A 22,726-nucleotide genomic window follows, 5' to 3' on the forward strand; every position below is an offset into this window, starting at 1 on the left:
AAATTAATTAGATTCTCTTTTCAATGACATCAGATAGGCTACCAGGTCCACCAATTCCTGTGTACTCATCGCCTTTTCCAGGCCGGAGGGCATCATGGAATTCTCCATTTGCTCCATAGTCTTCATATCTGCAGTCTTTATGGGAACAGTACTTCCACCAGGCATTTTTAATTCAATATCGGTTTCGGTTTGGCTGGCAATAATTCCTCCAAGGGTACTTCCATCTTTCATTTGGAGGACATGGCCCTCATAGCCAAAGCTAATGCCTGCATCAGGGTGAAGGATAGAAATGAACTGTGCTTCTTTCGAAAGCTTGCTGCCAATTTCGGTGAGTTTTGGTCCGAAATCCATCCCCATTTCACCTACCTGGTGGCAAACTGCACAGTTGGTTTTAAATACCACCAGGCCTTTCTCAATGTTGCCCTCCATGGCCAGTAGTTCGCTCATTGGGGGTAAGGGATTGTCTGCACCGGAACTACTATCCAGATAACTGGCTGCCTCTGCACGTACACTTTTTCTCCAGGCACGACTTACACCGGTTACTGCAGCAGGAATTAGATTTTCGGGAAGCCGTTCAGACTTTAACAATTCCAAAATTTTCTCTTCTCCCCCATAACTCCCGCCTATGGCTGAAGTAGCTTCTTTTCGGGTATTCAGTGGCAATGAGCTATCAAAGGCCATGGATTCAAGCATTTGCAAAGATTCCTGTGTACCTATGCCCCTTAGCACAGAAAGCATGGGATAAACTTTTTCTTCCGCTCCGCTGTAAAGCACTTCCCGGACCATTTCAATACCATCAAGGCGCAGGAGCAAGGTTGCGGCTGTTTTACCCAAATTGTTGTCGCTTTCCACCAAGGCCATTTCCAGTAACCTTTCGTTTTCTGACTTCACCTCAAACTTTTGTACCAATTCCAGATAAGCTTCGGTACCTTCGCTTTCCTTTAGCGCGTTTCTCAAGGCGCTCTGTGCAATTTCTGAGTGATTCAAATAAGCTGGATCCAGGTGGCTAAGCACCAGTTTATTGATACGGTTACTTTCTTCCTGATTTTCCTGGCGCAAAGACTGCTCTTCCAGCATTTTCACCAGGGCTGCAGATTTTCCTTCCCTGTCCGGATTAAAATCAAAGGCCCTGAAATACCGCAAACGATCCTCCAAGGGCTGGCCCTGATCGGAGGCAAGTGCTGCCAGGTGGTTCACAGCCCTTCCTGTCCTGGATCTCCAGATGATGTCCTGCTGCTTTTTACTGCTCATCGGCTCATCGCCAGTTTTTTCCAGCCAGGCATTGTAAAAACTATCCCACTGCCCTTCCGCTCCAATACCCAGGGCTTCCAGGTACCAACGGTCCTCCCCGTCATGTTGAGCGGCTAAAGTGGCCCACAGTTCCGGAGCTTCCGGAATGCGCAAATTTCTCAGTGCGATGGCGGCTTCTCTTCGTACCTGTGGATCAGTGTCCCGGACCAATTGTTTGAGATATGGAGCCAGATCCAGTTTTTCCTGCCGCGCAGCCCGCAATCCAGCTATCCGCAAATCCGGATTTTCATGACTGATGGCGGCTTGAATATATTTTTCACTATCATGATCTATTTTGGCAAGGGCCCAAAAAGCCCTGGCCTGGAATCGGGGATTGGTGTTTTCTTTAAAAATCCTTTCCAGGGCTGGGGCAGCATCTTTACCCATGGCTTTTATGTTTTTCCAGGCCTGGTACCGGGTGGAGAGGTTTGGATTCAATAGTGCCTCCATACTGCCATCGAGCGTATTGAATAAGATTTCAGGTTGCTCAGGAGACGAGGACGAATTGGTAATCCTGAAGATTCTTCCCCGGTTCAGATCTCCCGCCTGGTGACCGCCAACTCCCGGATCATACCAGTCGGCAACCATTAAAGAACCGTCCGGTGCCACGCAAACATCAGATGGCCTGAACCACTGATCTTTGTCTCCTTCCATGATGTTTACAATGGAAGCCTTGTAGCCCGCACCGTCCTTTTCTACCGGATAAGCACGAACCACATTTGGCCCGGCGTCGGTATGGATCATTTGGTCCCAAAAAATCTCCGGCAAAGCCCTGCCTTCGTACACCACCATTCCAGTAGGCGAACCTGCTCCTGTTTGCAGAAGGTTGGGGACTACGCCCGGATCATTCAGGTGCCAGTGTTGCCGGGGGATCTCTTTTTCTTTATTGGTCCTGTTGGCCCTCCATCCCGCTCCTGTCATTTCATCTTTGTAACCAAAGTTTCCATACTCCATCACATAATTGATACGTACACCCTTGTTGCCATCATCATCATTGTCGGATTGCCACATGGTACCGTATGAATCTACAGCCACTTCATAATTGTTGCGGAAATTCTGTCCCAGAACTTCAATCTCAGAAAAATCAGAGTTGCACCTGAATACCAGGCCTTCCTTGTAATGCTCAGGAAGAATGGGTTTGCCGTTGCTGTCCTTCAATACCTCTCCGTTGCGATCCTCAATCGTGCCACCGGAATTGCCGAAATTAAAGTAAAATTTACCATCCGGGCCGAATACAAAGGCATGCATGCCGTGATCGTGCTGTTCTCCGCCTATACCTTTGAAAATCACTTCCTTTTTGTCCGCCTGATCATCCCCATCAGTATCTGTTAGCAGCCAAACGTAAGGGCTTTGGGAAACAATCGCCTGATTTCCCATTACCCAAATGCCCAAAGGTGAATTGAGTTCGGGGTCCTGGTAAAAGACAGTACTTTTATCGGCAGATCCATCTCCGTCAGTATCTTCCAATATCAAAATCCTATCCCCTACCTCCCGTGTCTCATTGCCGGTGATGGCTGGCCGGTAATTGTAAGCTTCGCAAACCCAAACCCTACCCTTGTGGTCAATGTCAATATTGGTAGGATTGGTGAGCATGGGTTCTGATGCAAAAAGGTTGACCTTGACTTTTTCGTTGACCTTGATGCCTACCAATGCATTTTCTGGCAATCTTTTTTCTTCCTCCGTCAATTGATCAAAAGGATGTTCAGAAGCCTCTTCAGTATCCGGACTACAGGCTACGCCTAAGGCCAAAAACAGCATTGAAAACCATAATGGCATACGGCAAAATAAATGGGGCATGATGGGTAGAAGTTATTGTTAATTATGCAAAGAAATCAGGGATAAATAAACGGAAATTTACCCGATTAAACCAATTATTTTAATTGTTTTTTTGACAGTTATAGCTGTTTTTTATTTGGCTGTATTGGCTTTACTGCAGCAACAGTTACTTCCAGATAGTACCCCGAGACCAAAATGGAGTAATAATTCAGGATCTTTAATTATCTTCAATGATCAATCTAAAAATTCGATGACCATGAAATCGAGCCTGCCTACCGCAGGCAGGCATGACGCAATCGTCACACAGAGGGATGATTATCATTGCGAGATTCCCCGTCCGACTGGCGTCATCCGGGCGGGCATCTGACCTATGAAAATAAAATTATAAACACATGAAATTGAGCAGAAGAAATTTTATTACTAAAAGTGGATTGTTGGCAGGATCTCTGGGTTTGGGGGCATTTCCCTCATGGAGCATACCTTCGGCATCTGATAAAAAAGTAAGAATAGGTATCGTAGGGGGTAGGTTTGGGGCTACATTTCAATTCCATGAACATCCGGATTGTGTAGTGGAAGCAGTAAGTGATTTGAGAAAAGACCGCAGAGATCATTTGAAGGAAACCTATGGCTGTTCGAAAAGTTACCCCTCTCTGGAAATACTTTTGGAAGATCCTAAGATTGATGCTGTTTTTCTGGCAACTCCCGCCCCAGACCATGCCGCACATACCATTGCCAGCCTCATAGCGGGTAAACATGTACTTTGTGCCGTGCCTCTGGCCATGAATTTGGAGGAATGCGGTCAGGTGAAGGAGGCGGTTTTAGCATCTGGCAAAACCTATATGATGGCAGAGACCACCACCTACATGCAGGGAACCATTTCTGCCAAAAAATTCTATAAAGAAGGCCGGTTTGGTGAGATTTTTAGTGCTGCAGCAGAGTACAACCACCCGGGGCTAGAAGTGCTTTGGTTTGAAAACGGAGCGCCTACCTGGAGACATGGCTTGCCTCCCATGCATTACCCAACCCATTGTACGGCATTTTTGATCAGTGTGACAGGTGAAAGGTTGAAACAGGTAAGTTGTGTGGGCTGGGGCAATGGCGAGGGACTTTTAAAGGACAACCCTTATCAAAATCCATTCTGGAATGAAACGGCATTTTTTCAAACCAACAGGAACCATCCTTTCAGGGTGGAGGTAAACTGGAAAGGAGCTTTGAGAAATGCTGAAAGGGGAGAGTGGAGAGGAGAGAAAATGAGTCTCTATCTGCCTTCCGGGCATGAAAATCAGGCCACCATGGTGACAACGGCAGATCAGCTGGGGAAAGATGATGCAGGATTTGAACATAGCCAAAATAAAGTAGAAGCCTATGAATTTCCCCAATGGTGGAAAACAGAAATGCTCCCTGAAAAAATGCGGCACAACAGCGGGCACGATGGATCTCACACTTTCATCACCCATGAATTTATCAGGGCTATTCTGGAAGAGAGGTGGCCTGAGGTGAATGTATACGAGGCACTAGCCTATACCGTGCCAGGGATTGTTGCGCACCAATCTGCCCTGAATGGAGGGAAGTCGCTGGCTATTCCGGATTATGATGATTGAGAGGGTTTCTTTTTAGGTTTTCCATGTAGGCAGCTTCAAATTCCGAAAGGGTATTGACGGGGCCATTCAGACCCAGGTGCCTGCCTGCAAGTTGGTAGATATCCGCTTTGCTCATGCCTTTTTCACGCATGGTTGTAATGGCCATGGCACCATCGGATTTGGAGAGTTTTTGTTTACCTTCTTTGACCAAAGGGTGGTGAAAAAATGTAACCTGAGATAAGGGGTCTTCAGGAAGGTATCCTGATAATTGAATTTGTGCGCAGGATGAGGACCACAAATCCTCCCCCCTGACGATCAAATCCACGCCGAAATAGATATCATCTGCCAGAGAAGTCAACTGGTAGGCCGGGTCACCATCTTTTTTCCTGACCACAAAATAATTCATGGACCGGGGCAAAATGCAGGTTCTTACTGTATCAGGAAAGGTTTTGATTTGCTGTTGTTCTTGATGTAGGGCATTCAGCCGCCAGGAAATATCCTTGCTGTCCAAGTGCAAATGCCGCTGAAGGCAGGTACCGGTATACCAGCCTTTAGGATGATTTTCTCGCAATTTCTTTCTGGAACAGTCACAGCCAAAAACCAGATCTTTTTCCCTTAAGTATTCAAGCATGCCTTCATAGAGATCCATTCGGTGTCCTTGGGAGAATTCATGCAAGAGATCTTTCACAGACCGGGGCCCTTCATCGTATGGAATTTCTAAAAATTCCATTGTATCAAAGATATCCTGTATGTACTTTGTCCGGGTTCTTTTTTGGTCCAAATCGTCGATTCTGAGTAATACCTTTGCACCATGATGCCTGGCCAGGCTGCAGGTAATAAGAAATGACACTACATTGCCTATGTGCAGGTACCCGCTAGGGGTTGGGGCCAATCTGGTTTTCTGGAATGAAAGGGTCATCTTGATGGACTATCAGCCCCTTGTTTGTCTAAGTTTATGGGAACGAAGCGAGCAAATAGCTCTTCCTTGTACCATTTTTCCAGTTTAACTTTACGGATGATTTCCCTATGACCGGATTGATAAGCGAAGGTTTCCATGTGTTTCTGGCTTTGCCAATAGCTGAAGGTCGCCTGCTCAATGGCTGGCCATTCTCCTATGCCTTTTGTATAAATCAACCCCTCCGCTCCGGCTGCAGCTCTGCTGCTTTCTGGCACCTGGGACAAAAAACGTAAAATTTTATTCCATCTTAGCCTTGCCCTTGTGATTACCATGATCGGGCCATCTGTTTTTTGTTCATTGACTGAAAAGGGATGCTGCCCATGCCAGGTTCCGTGGCTTTGGATGCACTGCATCCAGTAAGTGAAATTGCTTCGGCATTGTTGATTGAAGCGTAAATAGGCATCTGAATCAGTAAAGTTTTTGGCGAATTCCAGGCTGTTCCAGACCATTAACAGGGCATAGGTTTTCAAGTCCGGTTTAAGGGAAAATCCAAAACCACCACCTGTCCCCATGAGTTTAAAAAACTTCACTCCTTTGGCTTTTTTTAAAGGCTCAATTGCCAATTGCATTTGATTAAAAGCCCACCAGCGGTTCCTTTTAGGGTATTCATAAAAAGTGATGGATACGATTTCTTCTTTAGAATTCATAGCAGATGGTAATAAAAGTCCATGGTATCATGCCTGTTGCTGTGCAAAATTAGCAAAGCAAAAATGGATTACACCAGTCTTATTTCATAAATTCAATCAAAAACCCGCTTTATAATTATCCTTATCAACAATATTGCCAATGCGATAGTGGTTCCTGCAATTACAAATTCCATATTTCGGGGAGTAGTGAATGTGCCTTGAATAGCTTCCTAAACAAAATCATTGATATTGATCCCGGAGAGTCAAAAGCATACCAAAAATATTGTTTCAAAAAGAATAACCTGTTTACTCAGGATAAAGTTTGGCGGCCCTTTGCCAAAAGTTTACAGAAGAAATAAAATGCTTTGGTTTTTCCACTACCTTTGTCCTTTGTACAGCATGGTATGGTGAAATTAAAAATCAGAAGACTTTCCGCAGGAGTCTTTTTTTTTCTTACAGGATTGTGTTTTTCTTCCTGGGCATCCAGAATCCCTGATTTTCAGGAGCAGTTCAGCCTTAGTGAAGGTCAGTTGGGGTCAGTACTCCTGGGTATGCCACTGGGCTCCCTGCTGGCACTTCCGCTGGCTGCATGGGCGGTATTTAGATTTGGAAGCAAAGCGGTGGTATTGATTGGTATGTCCTGCTATATATTGGCACTTTTGGGTATTGGCTTTTCACCAGGAGCTTTGGTTTTGGCCCTAATGGTGTTTGTATTTGGGATAATGGGCAATATGATGAATATTTCTTTAAACACCCAGGCCCTTGGGATAGAGAAAGATTATGGACGAAACATTCTGAGTTCTTTTCATGGTTTATGGAGTTTAGCTGGGTTTTTTGGAGCTGGAATTGGTGCCATCATGGTTTACTTTGAATTTTCGCCAGGGGAGCATTACTTGTTTATCCTGGTTGCCGGGACATTTTTGATAGGTTTTTTTCAGAAGGGAATTGTGTCTGAGGCCAAAACCAAAGAAACTTCAGGGGCAGGTTTTCAATGGAGAAAACCTGATTCAGTGATTATCCAATTGGGCATGGTGGGCTTTTGTGGCATGATGTGCGAAGGCTGCATGTTTGATTGGTCCGGTGTTTATATGGCCAAGGTTGTAAAAGCTCCATCTGCTTTAATTCCAACAGGGTATGTAGCCTATATGGGAGCCATGGCCATGGGCAGGTTTGCTGCCGACAAACTTGCCAATAGATTTGGTAAAATAAAGGTGTTGCAGTATTCAGGCCTGACCGTTTTTGCAGGATTGATGCTTGCTGTTCTGCTTCCTTCCATTTGGGCCGTCATTCCTGGTTTTCTGATGGTTGGATTTGGAACAGCTGCCGTAGTGCCCCTTACCTACAGCCTGGCAGGAAACACCTCCAGTTATTCTCCTGGAATAGCTTTGGCGATGGTATCTACGGTTTCTTTTTTTGGTTTTCTATTGGGGCCCCCTCTGATCGGCTTTATTGCTGAATTGGTGGGCTTGAAAGGATCTTTTGCTTTAATTTCTCTGGTTGGTTTGATGATTACTTTCTGGGTTTGGGTAGGGAAAAAGAACTTTTCACCTGTTGTGGCCTGAAATCCAGCAGGTTTTATATAAAGAAAAAGCAATATTGGTTTTTAAATTTTTATGCTTATTTTTACAAAAATTTAATACCATACCAAATCGGTAGGTTTTATAGAATAAACAAAAAAGAGGATGCAGGAGTCATTGGTTTCAAAAAAAATATATTCAAAAGAAGAGATAAAGGAATTGAATGACAAGTACCACAAATTGACTGTGGAAGAACGGGTTCATCAGTTGTACCATGATTTTGATGAGCGGGAAGTGATGCTTACGAGCTCTTTTGCCGCTACTTCAGCCTTGTTATTGAGTGTTTTCTCCAAATGCAATCCCAAGCAGAAAATCTATTTTATAGATACTGGTTACCATTTTCCGGAAACGCTCGATTACAAAAAGAAACTCACGGAGCTTTACGGCCTGAATGTGGCCTCTGTCAGTGCTGGAAAGGAGGACCATGAATACACCAGTACCAATCAAACCTGGAAAACAGATCCGGAACTTTGCTGTTCTATCAACAAGGTGAAACCCCTAGAACTAATCAAAAGCAAGTTTTCTGTATGGGTATCCGGATTGATGAGTTGGCAGAGTGACCATCGTGCCAGTCTGGATATTTTTGAAGAAAGAGGAGGGATTTTGAAATTTTACCCTTTGCTGGATGTAACCGAAAAAGAACGCGATCAGTACATCGAGGAGCACAAACTTCCGTTTCATCCCCTTATTGCTTTTGGTTATCACTCCATAGGATGTAAGCATTGTACCGTACCAGGAGAGGATAGAAGTGGTAGATGGAACAACAGCCCCAAAACAGAGTGTGGTTTGCATTTGTAAGGGCAGACAAAGATACTTATTTGCCTATTATGGAATTTTAAGCGTAAATTTGACACAAAACCCATCCAAATGTTGGATGGGTTTTACTTTTTCTATAATTTTCATCCGCAAAAAATCAGTATTTTATGAGAGGGACCTTTATCCTATTATCTTTAGTGTCTTTTATTTTGGCCTGTGAGCCGGAAAAGCAGGTAGAAATCATCGAATCCACTACTTCCGAGTCTCTGGATTCCCTGAGTAAGGCACTGGCCTGGCCTGAAGAGTTAGCAGTACAGACGTTTTCTGGCCCTGAGCTAACACCCAGCCCGGCTTGTCTGGCAGTTTCCCCGTATGGGGAAGTGTACGTGGGGGTGGATGCCATCGGCTCATTAGGCAAGACCCCCGGCAAAGGGAGAATTGTAAAACTCCTGGATATTGACAATGATGGTACGGCCGACGAACACACGGTATATGCAGAAGTGGATAATCCCAGGGGGATAATCCCTCTAGGAGATAAACTATTTGTCTTACATACTGTATTTTCTCAGAAGGATAGCCTTGCCACCGGTATGAATCTGGTGGTCTTTGAAGATAATAATAATGATGGTGTGGCTGATGGGCCTTCCAGACCCTTGATTGAACATATCAGTTCACCCAAGTTTTTACAGGGAAGAGGAACCGACCACGCCACTAATGGTATACGATTGGGAATAGACGGATGGATCTATATTGCCGTTGGTGATTTTGGATTTCATGGGGCTGTAGACAGGGAAGGCAACGAAATGACCATGCTTGGGGGTGGCGTCCTGAGAGTACGTCCTGATGGTACCGAGATGGAGGTATATACCCATGGCCTCAGAAACATTTACGATGTGGCGATTGATCCCTACATGAACATGTTTACCAGGGGAAATACCAATGATGGCGGGGGATGGAACATCCGCTTTATCCATCAAATCCAAACCGGAGAATATGGTTACCCCGTATTGTTCAAGCATTTCACCGAGGAAATTATTCCTGCCCTGGTGGATGTGGGGGGTGGATCCGGAACCGGTGCTTTATTTATGGATGACCACCGTTGGCCGGAAGCTTATAATAAGGTGCCCATGATGGCAGATTGGGGAAGAAACCAACTGTATATTCACAGGGTGAAAGCCGATGGGCCCTCGTACACGCAACAGGAGGAAGAATTTTTCAAATTGCCCCAGATTACCGATCTGGATATCGATGGTTCGGGCAGGATGTTTATGGCAGCCTGGGATGGGGCAGGTTATTCCGGGAGTGAAGAAAAGGGTTTTGTGGTAAGGGTTGTTCCAAAAATTTTGGAGTACAGCGAAATGCCTGACCTGGCTTTAGCAGATGTGGATGACCTGGCCGACATGCTGGCTGAAGGCAGCGCAACCAGCAGACTTTATGCCCAGCATGAATTGCTGAATCGCGGAACGGATGATGCGGCTTCAGAGGCCTGGGAGGTAGCAACAGACAGGCAGGCACCGGATTTTGCCAGGGTTGCGGCCATGTACGCTTACTCTCAGATCAAGGGTGTTGACGGGCTTGAAAACCTGAAAGAATTATTGGATGATCCGAACATGAAAGAATACGCCCTCAGGGCAATTACAGATAGGAAAGCCTATTTGGGTGAATTATCCATAGCGCCCTTTGTTGACGCTTTGGGGGATGCTTCTCCCAGGGTCAGGGCAGCGGCGATTATTGCCCTGGGTCGTATTGGGGATAAAGCCGCCATTCCTCATTTGATGGAGATAGAAGTACCTGGTTCTTTCCAGGCACCCGAATTTGGTGAGGAGGGGCCACATGCCAAACCCAACGCTGAGATCATTCTGCCACATTTGGCTGTCAGGGCTTTGGTCAATCTGGGGGCTGATAAGGAAATTATAGAGGAAGTGGGTACGGGTAATTCCGATCTGGCACTTTGGGCATTGCGCTACATGCATACCCCTGAAGCAGTTGCTGGATTAATAGCCAGGTACAACGGAGCAGGAACGGAGGAGATTGATTTAAAAAATGGTATACTAACCGTATTGGCCAGGTTATACACCAGGGAAGCACCTTATGATGGTTCCTGGTGGTGGGGTACCCGGCCAGATACACATGGTCCATACTATAAATCCGTAATGTGGTCAGCATCACCAAAGATCAAATCTTTGTTTCAGCAACTCTGGGAGAATGGTACCCAAAACGACAAGGATTTCATAGCCATGTTGAACCAGAAAAACCGCATGGGAATCATGGAGTTTGGTGGAGATTATACGGTAACTGAGGTTCTTGAAGAACCTGAGGTAGATTTGGAAAAGATCAAAAACCAGAAGGGCCAAATAGGGGAGTCTTCCATTGAAGACATCCTGCTGGCCATGCAGGAGATTAAGGGTGAGGCGGTGCAGGGAAAAGCCATTTTTGAGCAACAGGGCTGTAAGGCTTGCCACAGTATAGAGAAAGGGGAGCAAATGAAAGGTCCTTTCATGGGGCAAATCGGCAGTATCATGACCAGGGAACAGATTGCAGAATCCATTTTGAAACCGGATGCCTCCATCTCTCAGGGATTTGCTACCGTAATGATCAATACCAATGATGACAAAACTTACGTAGGATTTGTGACTGAGGAAAGTGCCGAGCGCCTGGTGATCCGGAACATTGCCGGACAAGCCTTTACGCTACCTACCGAAAATATCAAAGAAAGGACTGAAATGGAAAACTCCATGATGCCTGCAGGCCTGGCCAATGCATTGTCTTATGAAGAGTTTGCCTCCCTCATTACCTTTCTTTCGGAACAAAAGTAACATTATTCGAGTATTTTGAACGGATGATTTTAATGAAATAAAAAGGCCGGAACATTATTGTTTCGGCTTTTTAATTAAGACAGGTATAATCCGCCAAAAACCTTTATTGATTTAATTGAGTTTGTATCGAAAATAGATTTGGAAGTGCACTCATCTTTGATTTTTGGAAATATTTTCCTTATGCTATAAGGTCAAAATTGAAATTGAGAATCATCAAAGACTGACCTGAATTTTTTGGGACGTCAACTTGTGTCAATTAACTTGGATGCATACATACACCGGTTTTGGGTGGGTTGTGAAATAGGCCATCAACCAATACAGGATAGGGTATCAAGGTGTTTTTAAAAAAAATAATTCCTAGAGAATGTGCCATTTTGTGGTATATTCCTGAAAGTTTTGGAAAATGAGAAGTTGTGAGGTATATTTCATCAGTTTATAATTGTCTTTAAATGGTCAGATGCCCGCCCGGATGAAGCAAGTCGGACGGGGAATCTTCGCGTGATTAATAATCATCCCACTGTGTGACGATTTCGTCATGCCTGCCTGCGGTAGGCAGGCTCGATTTCATGTGTCTATAATTGTTCTTTAGTGGGCACATGGAATCTCGCATGGTTGTTAGTCATCCCAATGTGTGACGGCTACGTCATGCTCGATTTCATCCTGTTGATATTTCCCAACTATAAGACATAAATAAAAAACGAGGATAAAGCCCGTGGGAACCTTTTCAAGGTTATTAGTTTAAAATATATAAACTTGTAGATTAATTATTCAGAGGTTTGAAATATTATAATCCCTTATTTGTCAAGTGCTGTAATGAAAGTTTTTTTAAAAGATTAATAAATACCAAGTGTAAATAATGTCTGTTATGTTGAGGCAAATACATCTAAAAATATATTATCGCTTTTTGGAATTGATTTCATTATTTCGAATTAAGGAAGATACTTCTGAAAGTTCATTAAAAAAATGTTTTATTTATTTTGATTATGAAAGGGAATTTAGCGGTCACGAAACAAATATTTCAAATTTAGATATTGAGTATTTACTGGACCATTTAGACCAGGTGAAAATTAAAACAACCTGGTTTACTGTAGGGAAAGTAATAGAAAAGTATCCTGAAACACTATCCAAGATTGCAGAAAAAGGACATGAAGTTGGTTCGCATACCTATGCACACGTTTCTCCAAAGGTAATGGATCGAAGTACAATGGAAACTGATTTCACTAACTTTGATAGTGTAAAATTCAATAATAAACTAAATGTTGAGGGTTTTCATTCTCCAAATGGACAATGGAATATATCAATGTTTAATTTCCTTATAAAAAATAAATTCATCTATGATGTGATTTATTTACCGTATAAAGGAAAAAAGATCTCACCCATGAAATTTACCTTTTTTAAGCAGTATCCGATTGTTCGCCTGGTAACAGTAGGAGATGACTGGCCATTATATGGCGCAGAAAAAAGCAGAGTGGAAGTATTTGAATATTTTAAGGCGCTTTACGATAAGACGAAAATTGGTGATACTTTTGGGATCGGATTTCATCCCTGGATCCTATATTCTAGCACGGAAATATTATTGGGATATAAAGATTTTTTATCCTATTTAACTCAGCAAAAAGATGTAATAATTAAGCCTGCCCTATTTTTTTCAAATGCCATTAAAAATCAGTTAGTTGAGAAGTAAAGGATTGTGCATTTGATTTTTTCAATTTGTGTATTATTATATTCCTGAATATTGGTATTCAAAGCTGGAGCTTCTCCTATCATAACTTGATTATATTCTGTCTATGACTTTAGGGTACTGATTTGATTTTCAGGTAAGCAGGTCTAAAAACCGGCTGAATGGTAACCCTAAAGCATTTTTGTATAATGAATAGCAAAACTGTTGTCCAAGTCAAATTCACCTTGTTCCTATAAAATTACATATAGTATCTTATTCAATAATACATGTTCCAATTATTATATTTTAAAACTTTTTATAGAAAAGTAAACAACGTATAAGTAATTTAACTGTTGGATGGGGTTCATTAGACGGGAAAGAATTTTTATTCTTTAAATAAAAAAAGAAGGTTTTAGGACCAATTTGAGATGATTTTTTGCAGACAAAAAAGAATATTGATGCCAGTACTTTATTAAATGAGTTTTTGCTGTAAAGCTCAACTTTTTTGTTCCTTTCTTTTAGGTATAGAAGCCAATTATAAATTTCAGTTAATTCTGTATAAGACGATATTAGTTGTGTAGAAGCGCAGCCATAATGTAATTTATAATTTTTTTCCTGCTTTAAAATACCCATTTTTTCAAAAGCTTTTGAATATATAATTTTGTGAAATTCAAACAGTTGTTGTTTACGTTCAGAATATACTTTCATGATACTTTTTTCTGAAGCTCTATAATGATAAAGTACCGGATCGATATTTTTAATTGGAAAATGAAAACTAGCCTGCAAGTAAAAGTCATAATCTTCAGCTACTGCAAGTCTTGTATCATAAGAGAGTTTTGCTTTTCTTATCATTTCCATTCGATACATAGCAGTGGCTGGTCGAATTGCGGGATAAAATAGCAGTGCTGCCTTTATCATTTCAGGGTCAGAAAATTCTCTTGAGACCCGCGGTTTTCCTTCACCAAATCGTTTCAAGGCTGTTCCACAAATCCCTATTTCTGCATTTTCTTTTAAGTATTTAAGTTGAATTTCAAACCTATCCGGTTCTATGAGGTCATCACAGTCCATCCATGCCAAGTATTCCCCCTTTGCTTCCTTCAGCCCGACGTTCCTCGTATAGGCCACCCCCTTATTTGTTTCATTTTTTATTAACCTGATCCTACTATCATTTATGGATTTTATAATTTCAATCGAAGAATCCGTTGACCCATCATCTATGATCAACAATTCATAATCGGTAAAGGTCTGATTCAAAACGCTATTAATGGCTTCCTCCAGGTATTTCTCACCATTATAGACAGGCATTACAACTGAGAGCTGTGGTAAATTCATTGGGTAATTTGATTTATATATTTTAATGTTTTTTAATTTTCCATTAAATTCTACCTAGGATTTTATCGATCCATGAAGGTGAGCTATCGCTTTTGTCATTGAAATGGTCATCTCCTATCAATAAGGCCAGTGGCTGGAGTGGGATATAATTCTCGCAGATTACTTTTAACATTGCAGCGAAAGGCAAGAACAAGACCATACCGGCAACACCCCAAACCGAGGCTCCGATTATCAGACTGAGGATGGCGGCAAATGCATTGACGTTTACACTGTTCCCCACTATCTTAGGACTCAGAAAGTTGCTTTCTATGACCTGAATCAGCCAAAACATTCCCGCTACTGCAATAGGCACCCAAAGTTCATCTTTTGACATGAAAGCGTAAAGCACCGGAATACTTGCTCCAAGGGTGGTGCCGATATAGGGAATAATGGAAAGGGTCGCCGCCAGGAATCCAAACAAAAAGGGACTATCCAGTCCGATGATCCATAATCCGGTACTATTGGCAAGTCCAAGGATCAAAATCAAGGTGAGCATGCCCGAAAGGTATTTTTGACCCACATTCTGAATTTTTTTAAGCATTTTTAAAAATTGAGGCTCCTTTTCTTCCGGCGCAAATCGCATGAAAGCACTCACTAGCCCTTCTTTATAAATAAGGAACAAAAAGGTATAAATGATCACCGTAAAAAGCCCTGTAAGAATATTGGCTGTATTGCTGAAGGTTTTCCCCAACAGGCTTGCTGCCCCATCTTTGATCCAGGCTTTTCCGTCTTCCAATAATTGATCCTTATCGAAATTGCCCAGAAAACTCAGGTTCTCATTCACAAACACCACCGAATCGGTGAAAATAGACATCAATTTGTCCCCAAAATCGGTCAATTGGTCAGATAGTGAAAGGATTTCTGTGGAGAAAAAAGTCAAAATGCCTATCAGTACCAGAAAGAATGATAGCAGTACCAGGATGGCAGCGCCGATGTTACCGATCCTCTTTTGCTTCAGCCTTTTATGTAGGGGATGCAAAATGAAAGCCAGTAATAAAGCCAGACCCAAAGGAATAAGAATGGATTTGGCCACCACCATAATGGCAACGACCAGCACGGCAAAGGCCAGGGTAAAGAACAAATGTTGAAAGGATAGTTGCATAGGATAAAATTAAAAAGGGTAGTTTATAACTAATTCATGCATCACGTTTAACTTTTCGAAAGAGAAAAGCAGACCGATATCGTTAGGTATTTCCTGAAAGATGGCATAAATGAGCGTCATCAGGTGGTATATTATCAGCTGTTAGTAGAAAATTTATCTCAAGATAAAGAAAATTTATGTCAAATGATTCGATTAAAATTTATTAACTGCGAGTTACGGCAGTCTTTCCCCTCATCAAATTTTTTAAGTGCCTGGTAGCCAAAAAAAGGAGATGCTTATCCCCGACGTTGGTAGGATAAATTTTGGTTTTGCACCAAAAAAATTGAAACATGTGTACCTTTGATTTTTTAAAGCATTTTTGGTCATGCTCTTCAATTCTTTTCTATTCCTTTTCGTTTTTTTGCCAATTGTTCTTTTGGGATTCTATGGGTTAGGACCCAAAGTGAACCTTTCTGTTATTATTCGTTGGTTGTTTCTTTGTTCACTATTTTTTTACGGATGGTGGAAGCCTCTGTACTTGATTCTCATCGGTCTCTCGATCGTTTTTAATTTTTTCATTAGCAAGGAGGTAGCAAAAGGAAAGAAGCCGTTTTTGGTGGTCGGAATAACCTTTAATCTTCTGATCCTGTTTTTTTACAAATACGCAGATTTCCTGATCTATAATGTCAATGTGATTTCCGATACCTCCGTTTCATATCTTAACTGGGCACTGCCCTTAGGGATTTCTTTTTATACGTTTCAGCAAATAGCCTATTTGGTAGATTCATGTAAAGGAATCGTGGCGAGGACCAATTTCTTTTCCTACGGATTATTTGTTTCTTTTTTCCCCCAACTTATTGCTGGTCCCATCGTGCATCACAAGGAAGTGATGCCTCAGATCCGAAATCCGCTACTAACACAAATCAATTATCAGAATCTTTCCAGGGGTTTTTTTATATTAATGATGGGGTTGGCAAAAAAAATCGTTTTGGCGGATACTTTTGGGATAATAGCAAATAACGGGTATGCCAACATTGAATTGCTTGGGAGTCAGGAAGCCTGGATCACTTCCCTGGCCTATTCCCTGCAATTGTATTTTGACTTTAGTGGTTATTCTTCCATGGCCATAGGACTAGGGTTACTGTTAAATATTCAACTGCCTCAAAACTTCAACTCTCCGTACCGCTCTGCAACTATTCAGGAATTCTGGAGGAATTGGCACATTTCCTTAAGCAGGTTTTTGAGGGATTACATATACATTCCCCTGGGAGGAAATAAAGTGAGTTCGGGAAGAACGGATATGAATTTGATGGTAACCTTTCTCCTGGGAGGGATTTGGCACGGCGCCGGATGGACATTTATTATCTGGGGCTTTTTGCACGGAGTGGCATTGGTAATTCATCGGTATTGGAAAAATTCAGGATTCGAGATACCAAAAATACCTTCCATTTTAATTACCTTTTTATTCGTAAACATTACATGGGTATTTTTTAGGGCAGAAAATCTTGAGGATGCCACAGGCCTGTTGGACGCCATGTTCTATTTTTCAAAAACGGCCACGTCAGATTTTTACCTGGTCAGTAACCTTTACAATTCACCCATTTGGGCTGCAGGAGTTTTACTTCTTTTTTTGCCAAATGATATGCAACTTGGCAATCAGATTAAGCCAACCTTTAAGTACGGGTTGATGACCGTCTTACTATTTGTTTTAAACCTGATTTTTCTGAACTCAATTGTTCAAAATGATTTTCTATATTTCGATTTCTAATTATCTATGAATAAGTATTTTAACCAGTATTTTAAACGTGTCATTTTCGTCTGTTTCCTGACGGCGGTGGGGTTGATGTTATTGAATATTGGTCTGGATATTTTTGGCGTTTTTGGTTTCAAAAAAAATATCCGGGTATATGGGGAAGAGCGGATATCCAAATACCTGATGGCGTTCCGATACATACCGGAAAATTTTGATGGGGTGATTCTTGGGCCCTCTCTTTCTGCGAATATCAACCCTGAACCTGTAAAAGAGATACGCTATTACAATGCCAGCCTGATGGGAGCCAGGGTTCAAACGATGATACCCCTGCTTGATAGGATGTTGGCGTCTAAACATCAGATTAAGCGGGCCTGGGTATGTATCCATCCTTACATGACCCAAAGTAATGAAATGGAAGGCAGCCTATTTATGAATACAAAGACCTACTGGACTGCCTTTGGATCTGTGCATTTGCTCCGCGTATATGGATTTGCCTTGATTAGGTGGTTGAATTTGGCTCCTAACAAGTACCCCTCAGACCAATACCTGATAAATGGAACAAATAAATTTGAACCGCTATTTAAAGGACCTGATGTCGAGGCCAAAATTGAGGAAGAGAAAGCCAAGCTTCATTCCGAAGATTTTGAGATAGCCCCCATTCCAGAAGCCTCACTAAAAGAGTTGTGGCGAATGTTGGAGGCCAACGAAATTCAAACCAAGGTTTATTTTCATCCCGTCCCCTTGCCCATCTATGAGGATCACAAGGGATCGTTTTCACAATATTGGGAGCAAGTGAAATTGACCTATTCCGCCAATAATCCCCTGATCACTTTTGAAAATTTTAATCGCAGCGATTTTTCTTTTTTTACCGGAGACCTTTCCAATTACATCGATCATGGTCATCTGAGTGAGAAAGGCCAACAATTATTACTGAAGGAACTAAGTGGGGAATGAGATTTTTATAACATGGCTCAATGATTGTATGTTTATTATTAAAAGAAATGATACGTACGCATGAAAGATGCCCATCGTAAATTTTTAGAAGGAAAAATAAATATGTACCGAATGAAAATTTTAAAGATTGTCTACGTTTTCTTCGTAACCATTTTGATTACCGGGTGTACCGCATCCGAAGTCAACCGCTTTATTCAAGGGGCCACGGAGGCGACTTTGACGGAACAGGATGTAAGCAATGGTCTGAAGGAAGTCCTTATCAAGGGTATTTCCACAGGTGCAGATCAGGCATCAAGAGAGAATGGGTTTTTCAAAAATGACCTGATCCGGATAGCCCTTCCGGAAGATGTACAGCGAGTAGAAACGACCTTGAGACGAATTGGATTGGGGTCTGAGGTTGATCGGGTCCTGCTGACCATCAACCGAGGAGCTGAAAATGCAGCCAAAGAGGCCAAACCCATTTTTATTGATGCCATAAAGCAGCTCACTGTTCAGGATGCCTGGAATATACTAAAGGGGGAGCAGGATGCCGCTACCCAGTATTTGCAAAGGACTTCCACTGATAGGTTAAAAGTTTTATTTGCTCCACATGTTCAGGAAGCCCTGGATCAGGTCGGCGCGACCAGGTATTACGGAGATCTGGTGAATACCTATAATGGATTTCCCACTACTGCGAGAAAACTGGATCCGGATCTCAATGCTTATGTTACCAACATGGCCATTTCCGGACTTTTTGAACTGATAGCAAAGGAAGAAAGGGCCATCCGGGAGAACCCGGCAGAAAGGACTACAGCCCTCCTGCGCAGGGTTTTTGCCGCACAGGACAATTGATATTTTATTTACTTGAAATTATTAAAACTCAGCTCCAAAATTCAGTGGCTGCTTCAATGGCTTAAAAACACCGGGAAATGCGGCTAAAGATTTTATACTGAAAGTTGTAATTCGATAAAACTTAATGCTCCCCTGTCAATTAAAAATGCTAAAATTAATTTGGTAATTTCTATTTTTTTATTAATTTAATCGTCGAAAATGATCTACCTATCCTAGGGTAGGGAAAAGATTATTCCTAAGAGGCATCAGGTCTTTTTTGATCCGAGGAGGTTGAACCAGGGTCATGAAAGTTTTTCAATTTCTTTTAAATTACAATTTTATTTTCCCTAATCCGGACAATCAAAACCAACTATTCCGGATTACTGCCGATAGGTGAAGTTTTTCATCTGATCCCTACTGATATTTCAGTATTGCTTATCGGTTGACGTTTCCTGTTTCAGGTATTGCATGCAGGCGGGTATTTTGCCTGCATTGACCAATTTATACTTTCACTTAAATCGATCAACTATGAATCGCAATTCGTGGGTTATGGTGATTTTTTGTGTCACCATCTGCTGCCAACTCAGGGCGCAGGGACCAGGAGAGGTCATGCATGAACTAAACCCGAAATTCCGGCAAAAAACTCCAAACGTAGCAGCTATGGAAAAATTCGGAAATTACCCTGTCAACCTGTACACAGGGCTGCCGGATATTTCCATACCTATTTTTGAAATCAATAGCGGCCCATTAAAAGTACCTGTTAGGTTGAGCTACCATGCTTCAGGGATCAAATACACAGACCAGGCCAGTTGGGTAGGCTTGGGCTGGTCTGTGATGGGAGGGGGATTTATTTCCCGCAATGTAAATAATAAGCCTGATGAAAATAGTTTTCTCCGCAATATCAATGATTACACTATTCCCAACAGTCCGGACTGCAACGATTACGAGTATAAAAAGATGTCAGTCGATATCATAGACCGGGAGGCAGATCTCTTTTCCTATCAGTTTCCCGGTCAGAGCGGAAAGTTCTACCTGAGGCAGGCTGGGGCAGCACCTTATCTAATTCCAAATTTGCCTTTGAAAATATTTCATACCAAAAGACTGGATCAATTTGAAATTTTGGACGAAAATGGCATTGTATACCTGTTTGGTAAAAATAGCAAGGATGACCGCGCTACGGAATTTATCACTTCAGGTGGTTCAGAAGGGCATGTTGCCACCTGGTATTTGATGGAAATGCGGTCTCCTGACACAGATGATTTCATCAATTTTTCCTACCAGAATGTGGGTAAATCCTACCAGCAGGGAGTCAGCAATAGCATGACCCTATTGGATGACTGTATGTTTTTGCCAAACAATGAATTGGATTGCCCCCAAATGGATACCAATATTGCTACCGTGTACACCAGTACTTCATCTACCCAGCTGGGGCTGTCCGAAATCAGATTCAAAACGGGCATGGTTAAGTTTGTTTTGGGCTCCAAAAGACTGGACCAACCCGGGCTCAATCACCTGGACCGTATAGAAGTTTATGAAAAGACCGGTGAAAATTATCAGTTGATTAAACAATACGAATTTGATCTGGACCAATATTTCCAGGACCGTAGGCGCAGCCAAAATTACAGGTTGAAGCTGGATGCACTTCGGATAAAAGATGGGGTAAATACCCTCGTCGGTAGCCATAAATTTGATTATTTTACAAATTACTTTTCCTGGGATAAGCCCAATAACAGCTTCAGGATTGATAATTTTGGTTATTTCAACAACAAGGCCAATGCTAACCTTATCCCCCCAACCGAGGTGGATTTGACCACCGGGTTTACCATTGCTTTTGGAACAGCGGATAGAAATACCGATACCACCTACCTGAAAGAAGGGATCTTGAAAAGAATTACCTATCCTACCGGGGGCAATGCGGAGTTTGAGTTTGAGCCGCATAAATACCGAATTCTGGATAAAGCACACTTTGCCGGAGGGCTCAGGATAAAAGCAATCAGGAGAAATACCGGTTCCGAAACCCTGGTCACAAACTATGTGTATGGAGGAAATGGTCCTGGGGCAGGCTACAGAAATTTTATCTTGGATGAGTTTCTCTATTCAAACACCAGATACTTTAAAACAGGGACACAGACATCCTCCCTTCGCTACAGGAGCAGGATGTATTTTTCCAGTGCCCTGACAGGCAGGGGCTATGAAGAGTGCCCTGTGGTGTATCCCATTGTAACGGAATATGAAAGCGGAAACGGGAATAATGGCAAGACGGTTTACGAGTTTGATAACAAGTTACATATTCCAGATAAGGTGATTGGATATCCTTTTGGTACTTCCACGAAGCCATTTATCAATTCCATGGCCTGGGCCAGGGGGAAATTGACCCGCAAAACTGTTTACAACAGCAAGGATGAAATTTTGGCACAAACCTCGATTCAGTATGAAAATTTCAGGGAAGATGAGCAAGCGGTGGGGCAAGGCGTTTTTCAATATGTTTATCAAAATGGCAAATTAGGATACCCCTATTTTGAGCTGTGTATGGAAAACAATATTCATTACGATGCCTATGAATACATTGTTACAACACAGAAACAAACCACCGGGATTTATAAGCAGTCCGGAATAGAGGAAAGGCTGCGTTCTCCAGGATTAAAGGATTTTACCAGGCTTACCAATATAGAATACCATCCTGAATTTTTACAGGTAACCAGAGAGGAAAGCCGGGTAGATGGCAGCCCCCGTTCTACCATCCAGGAAAATAGGTATGTTACCGACTTTCTTAATGGAGGCAAAAACTCAACTGGGCAGGCCTTTATTTACGATCAAATGTATCAACAAAATAGATTGCATGTCCCCATAGAAACCTACACCATAGTCAAAGAAGGAGATCAGGGAAGTGAAAGAATTGTCTCAGGACGGATCAATACCTACAAAGAAATATATCCGGGATCCGGCAAATACCATAAAAGCCTTATCCATTTTCTGGAAACAGCCCGCCCGCTGGAATTGACTACGTATTCACCAGGGAATTTTGATGCCTCAGGAAATTTGCTCATGGACCAGCACTACCGACCTGGGTTGAGGTTGGATCAATACGATCAATCCGGAAACCTGGTTCAAATGACAAGGATAGCAGGCCCGCCTGCCGCCTTTCTCTATGGTTATGCCGGCGCTTTACCTGTTGCTATAGTAGAAAATGCGCCATGGACGCAGGTTGCTTTTTCTTCTTTTGAAGGAAAAGAGAAGGGAGGATGGACCTATTCAGGGGATGGATTAGTACCGAAGGAAGGCGCTGCCAAAGCCGGTAAAAAGGCTTATTTGTTGTCCAGCGGACAGGTATCTGCTACCGCAGCCGGAGCTGACGACAACAATGCCTTCAAATTAAGCTTTTGGGCAAAAGGCGAATCAGGGACCCAGAAATGGTTATTTATGGGGCGGATAGAGACCCTGAATACCCAATGGAAGCTGATAGAAAGAACAGTTACCCAGCCCGCTGTTACCATAAAGGGAGGTGGTATCTACATTGATGATCTCAGACTTCATCCGGCAGAAGCGCAGATGACCACTTTTACCCATGCGCCTTTAAGAGGCCTGACCAGTGTCATCGATATCAGGAATGCGGCCAAATATTATGAGTATGACGCTTTTGGCAGGCTGGCAGCTGTCCGGGATCAGGATGGTTTTTTGACAACACTACATGAATATGCTTACATGATACCCTGAAAAA

General features: G+C 42.5%; 14 protein-coding genes. 9 read left to right on the top strand and 5 right to left on the bottom strand.

Translation table 11 applies throughout. The features are described from left to right. Positions 1-3: 3 nt before the first annotated feature. Positions 4-3,087, bottom strand: coding sequence for a PVC-type heme-binding CxxCH protein (locus G9Q97_RS02285; protein WP_246255332.1), 3,084 nt, complete (start codon positions 3,085-3,087; stop codon positions 4-6). A gap of 371 nt (positions 3,088-3,458) precedes the next feature. Between G9Q97_RS02285 and G9Q97_RS02290 the strand changes: the two genes are divergently transcribed. Further along, complete coding sequence (locus G9Q97_RS02290; RefSeq protein ID WP_166142716.1) at positions 3,459-4,667, top strand: Gfo/Idh/MocA family protein; 1,209 nt, start codon at positions 3,459-3,461, stop codon at positions 4,665-4,667. Here G9Q97_RS02290 and G9Q97_RS02295 read toward each other — a convergent pair. Further along, complete coding sequence (locus G9Q97_RS02295) at positions 4,645-5,565, bottom strand: glutamate--tRNA ligase family protein (protein WP_166142718.1); 921 nt, start codon at positions 5,563-5,565, stop codon at positions 4,645-4,647. The two genes, G9Q97_RS02290 and G9Q97_RS02295, sit on opposite strands and share 23 nt — an antisense overlap. After that, positions 5,562-6,251: a spheroidene monooxygenase gene (locus tag G9Q97_RS02300; protein ID WP_166142720.1), complete on the bottom strand. Its 690-nt coding sequence runs from the start codon at positions 6,249-6,251 to the stop codon at positions 5,562-5,564. Before G9Q97_RS02300 ends, G9Q97_RS02295 begins: the two co-directional genes overlap by 4 nt. 383 nt (positions 6,252-6,634) lie before the next feature. Here G9Q97_RS02300 and G9Q97_RS02305 point away from each other — a divergent pair, with 383 nt between their 5' ends. The 4 genes from G9Q97_RS02305 (at position 6,635) to G9Q97_RS02320 (ending at position 13,063) form a co-directional block, all read left to right on the top strand. Next, complete coding sequence (locus G9Q97_RS02305) at positions 6,635-7,792, top strand: MFS transporter (RefSeq protein WP_166142722.1); 1,158 nt, start codon at positions 6,635-6,637, stop codon at positions 7,790-7,792. Between the two features lie 120 nt (positions 7,793-7,912). Next, entirely contained in the window at positions 7,913-8,605 is a 693-nt protein-coding gene (locus tag G9Q97_RS02310; RefSeq protein WP_166142724.1) for a phosphoadenylyl-sulfate reductase, read from the top strand. Positions 8,606-8,730: 125 nt separating this feature from the next. Further along, a complete protein-coding gene (locus G9Q97_RS02315; protein ID WP_166142725.1) occupies positions 8,731-11,379 on the top strand; it encodes a DUF7133 domain-containing protein in 2,649 nt (882 codons plus the stop codon). An 865-nt stretch (positions 11,380-12,244) separates the two neighbouring features. After that, positions 12,245-13,063 carry a polysaccharide deacetylase family protein gene (locus tag G9Q97_RS02320; RefSeq protein WP_166142727.1) on the top strand — a complete coding sequence of 273 codons (819 nt, stop codon included), beginning with the start codon at positions 12,245-12,247 and terminating at the stop codon, positions 13,061-13,063. Between the two features lie 282 nt (positions 13,064-13,345). Here G9Q97_RS02320 and G9Q97_RS02325 read toward each other — a convergent pair whose 3' ends face one another. Further along, the gene (locus G9Q97_RS02325; RefSeq protein ID WP_166142729.1) at positions 13,346-14,371 is read right to left on the bottom strand and encodes a glycosyltransferase family 2 protein; all 1,026 of its coding nucleotides are present in this window, start codon (positions 14,369-14,371) and stop codon (positions 13,346-13,348) included. Between the two features lie 43 nt (positions 14,372-14,414). Then, positions 14,415-15,512: an AI-2E family transporter gene (locus G9Q97_RS02330; protein ID WP_166142731.1), complete on the bottom strand. Its 1,098-nt coding sequence runs from the start codon at positions 15,510-15,512 to the stop codon at positions 14,415-14,417. A 364-nt stretch (positions 15,513-15,876) separates the two neighbouring features. On the opposite strand from G9Q97_RS02330, the gene G9Q97_RS02335 reads away from it, so the two are divergent. The 4 genes from G9Q97_RS02335 to G9Q97_RS02350 all read left to right on the top strand — a co-directional run bounded on the left by G9Q97_RS02335 (position 15,877) and on the right by G9Q97_RS02350 (position 22,722). Further along, a complete protein-coding gene (locus G9Q97_RS02335; RefSeq protein WP_166142733.1) occupies positions 15,877-17,259 on the top strand; it encodes an MBOAT family O-acyltransferase in 1,383 nt (460 codons plus the stop codon). A gap of 6 nt (positions 17,260-17,265) precedes the next feature. Further along, positions 17,266-18,198, top strand: coding sequence for a hypothetical protein (locus G9Q97_RS02340; protein WP_166142735.1), 933 nt, complete (start codon positions 17,266-17,268; stop codon positions 18,196-18,198). 111 nt (positions 18,199-18,309) lie between these two features. Continuing rightward, positions 18,310-19,029, top strand: coding sequence for a DUF4197 domain-containing protein (locus G9Q97_RS02345; protein ID WP_166142737.1), 720 nt, complete (start codon positions 18,310-18,312; stop codon positions 19,027-19,029). Positions 19,030-19,536: 507 nt separating this feature from the next. Further along, positions 19,537-22,722, top strand: a complete 3,186-nt coding sequence (locus G9Q97_RS02350; protein ID WP_166142739.1) for a hypothetical protein — start codon at positions 19,537-19,539, stop codon at positions 22,720-22,722. The last annotated feature ends 4 nt before the right edge of the window (positions 22,723-22,726 follow it).

Source organism: Cyclobacterium plantarum (assembly GCF_011290685.1).
In the GTDB taxonomy this organism is placed as follows: domain Bacteria; phylum Bacteroidota; class Bacteroidia; order Cytophagales; family Cyclobacteriaceae; genus Cyclobacterium; species Cyclobacterium plantarum.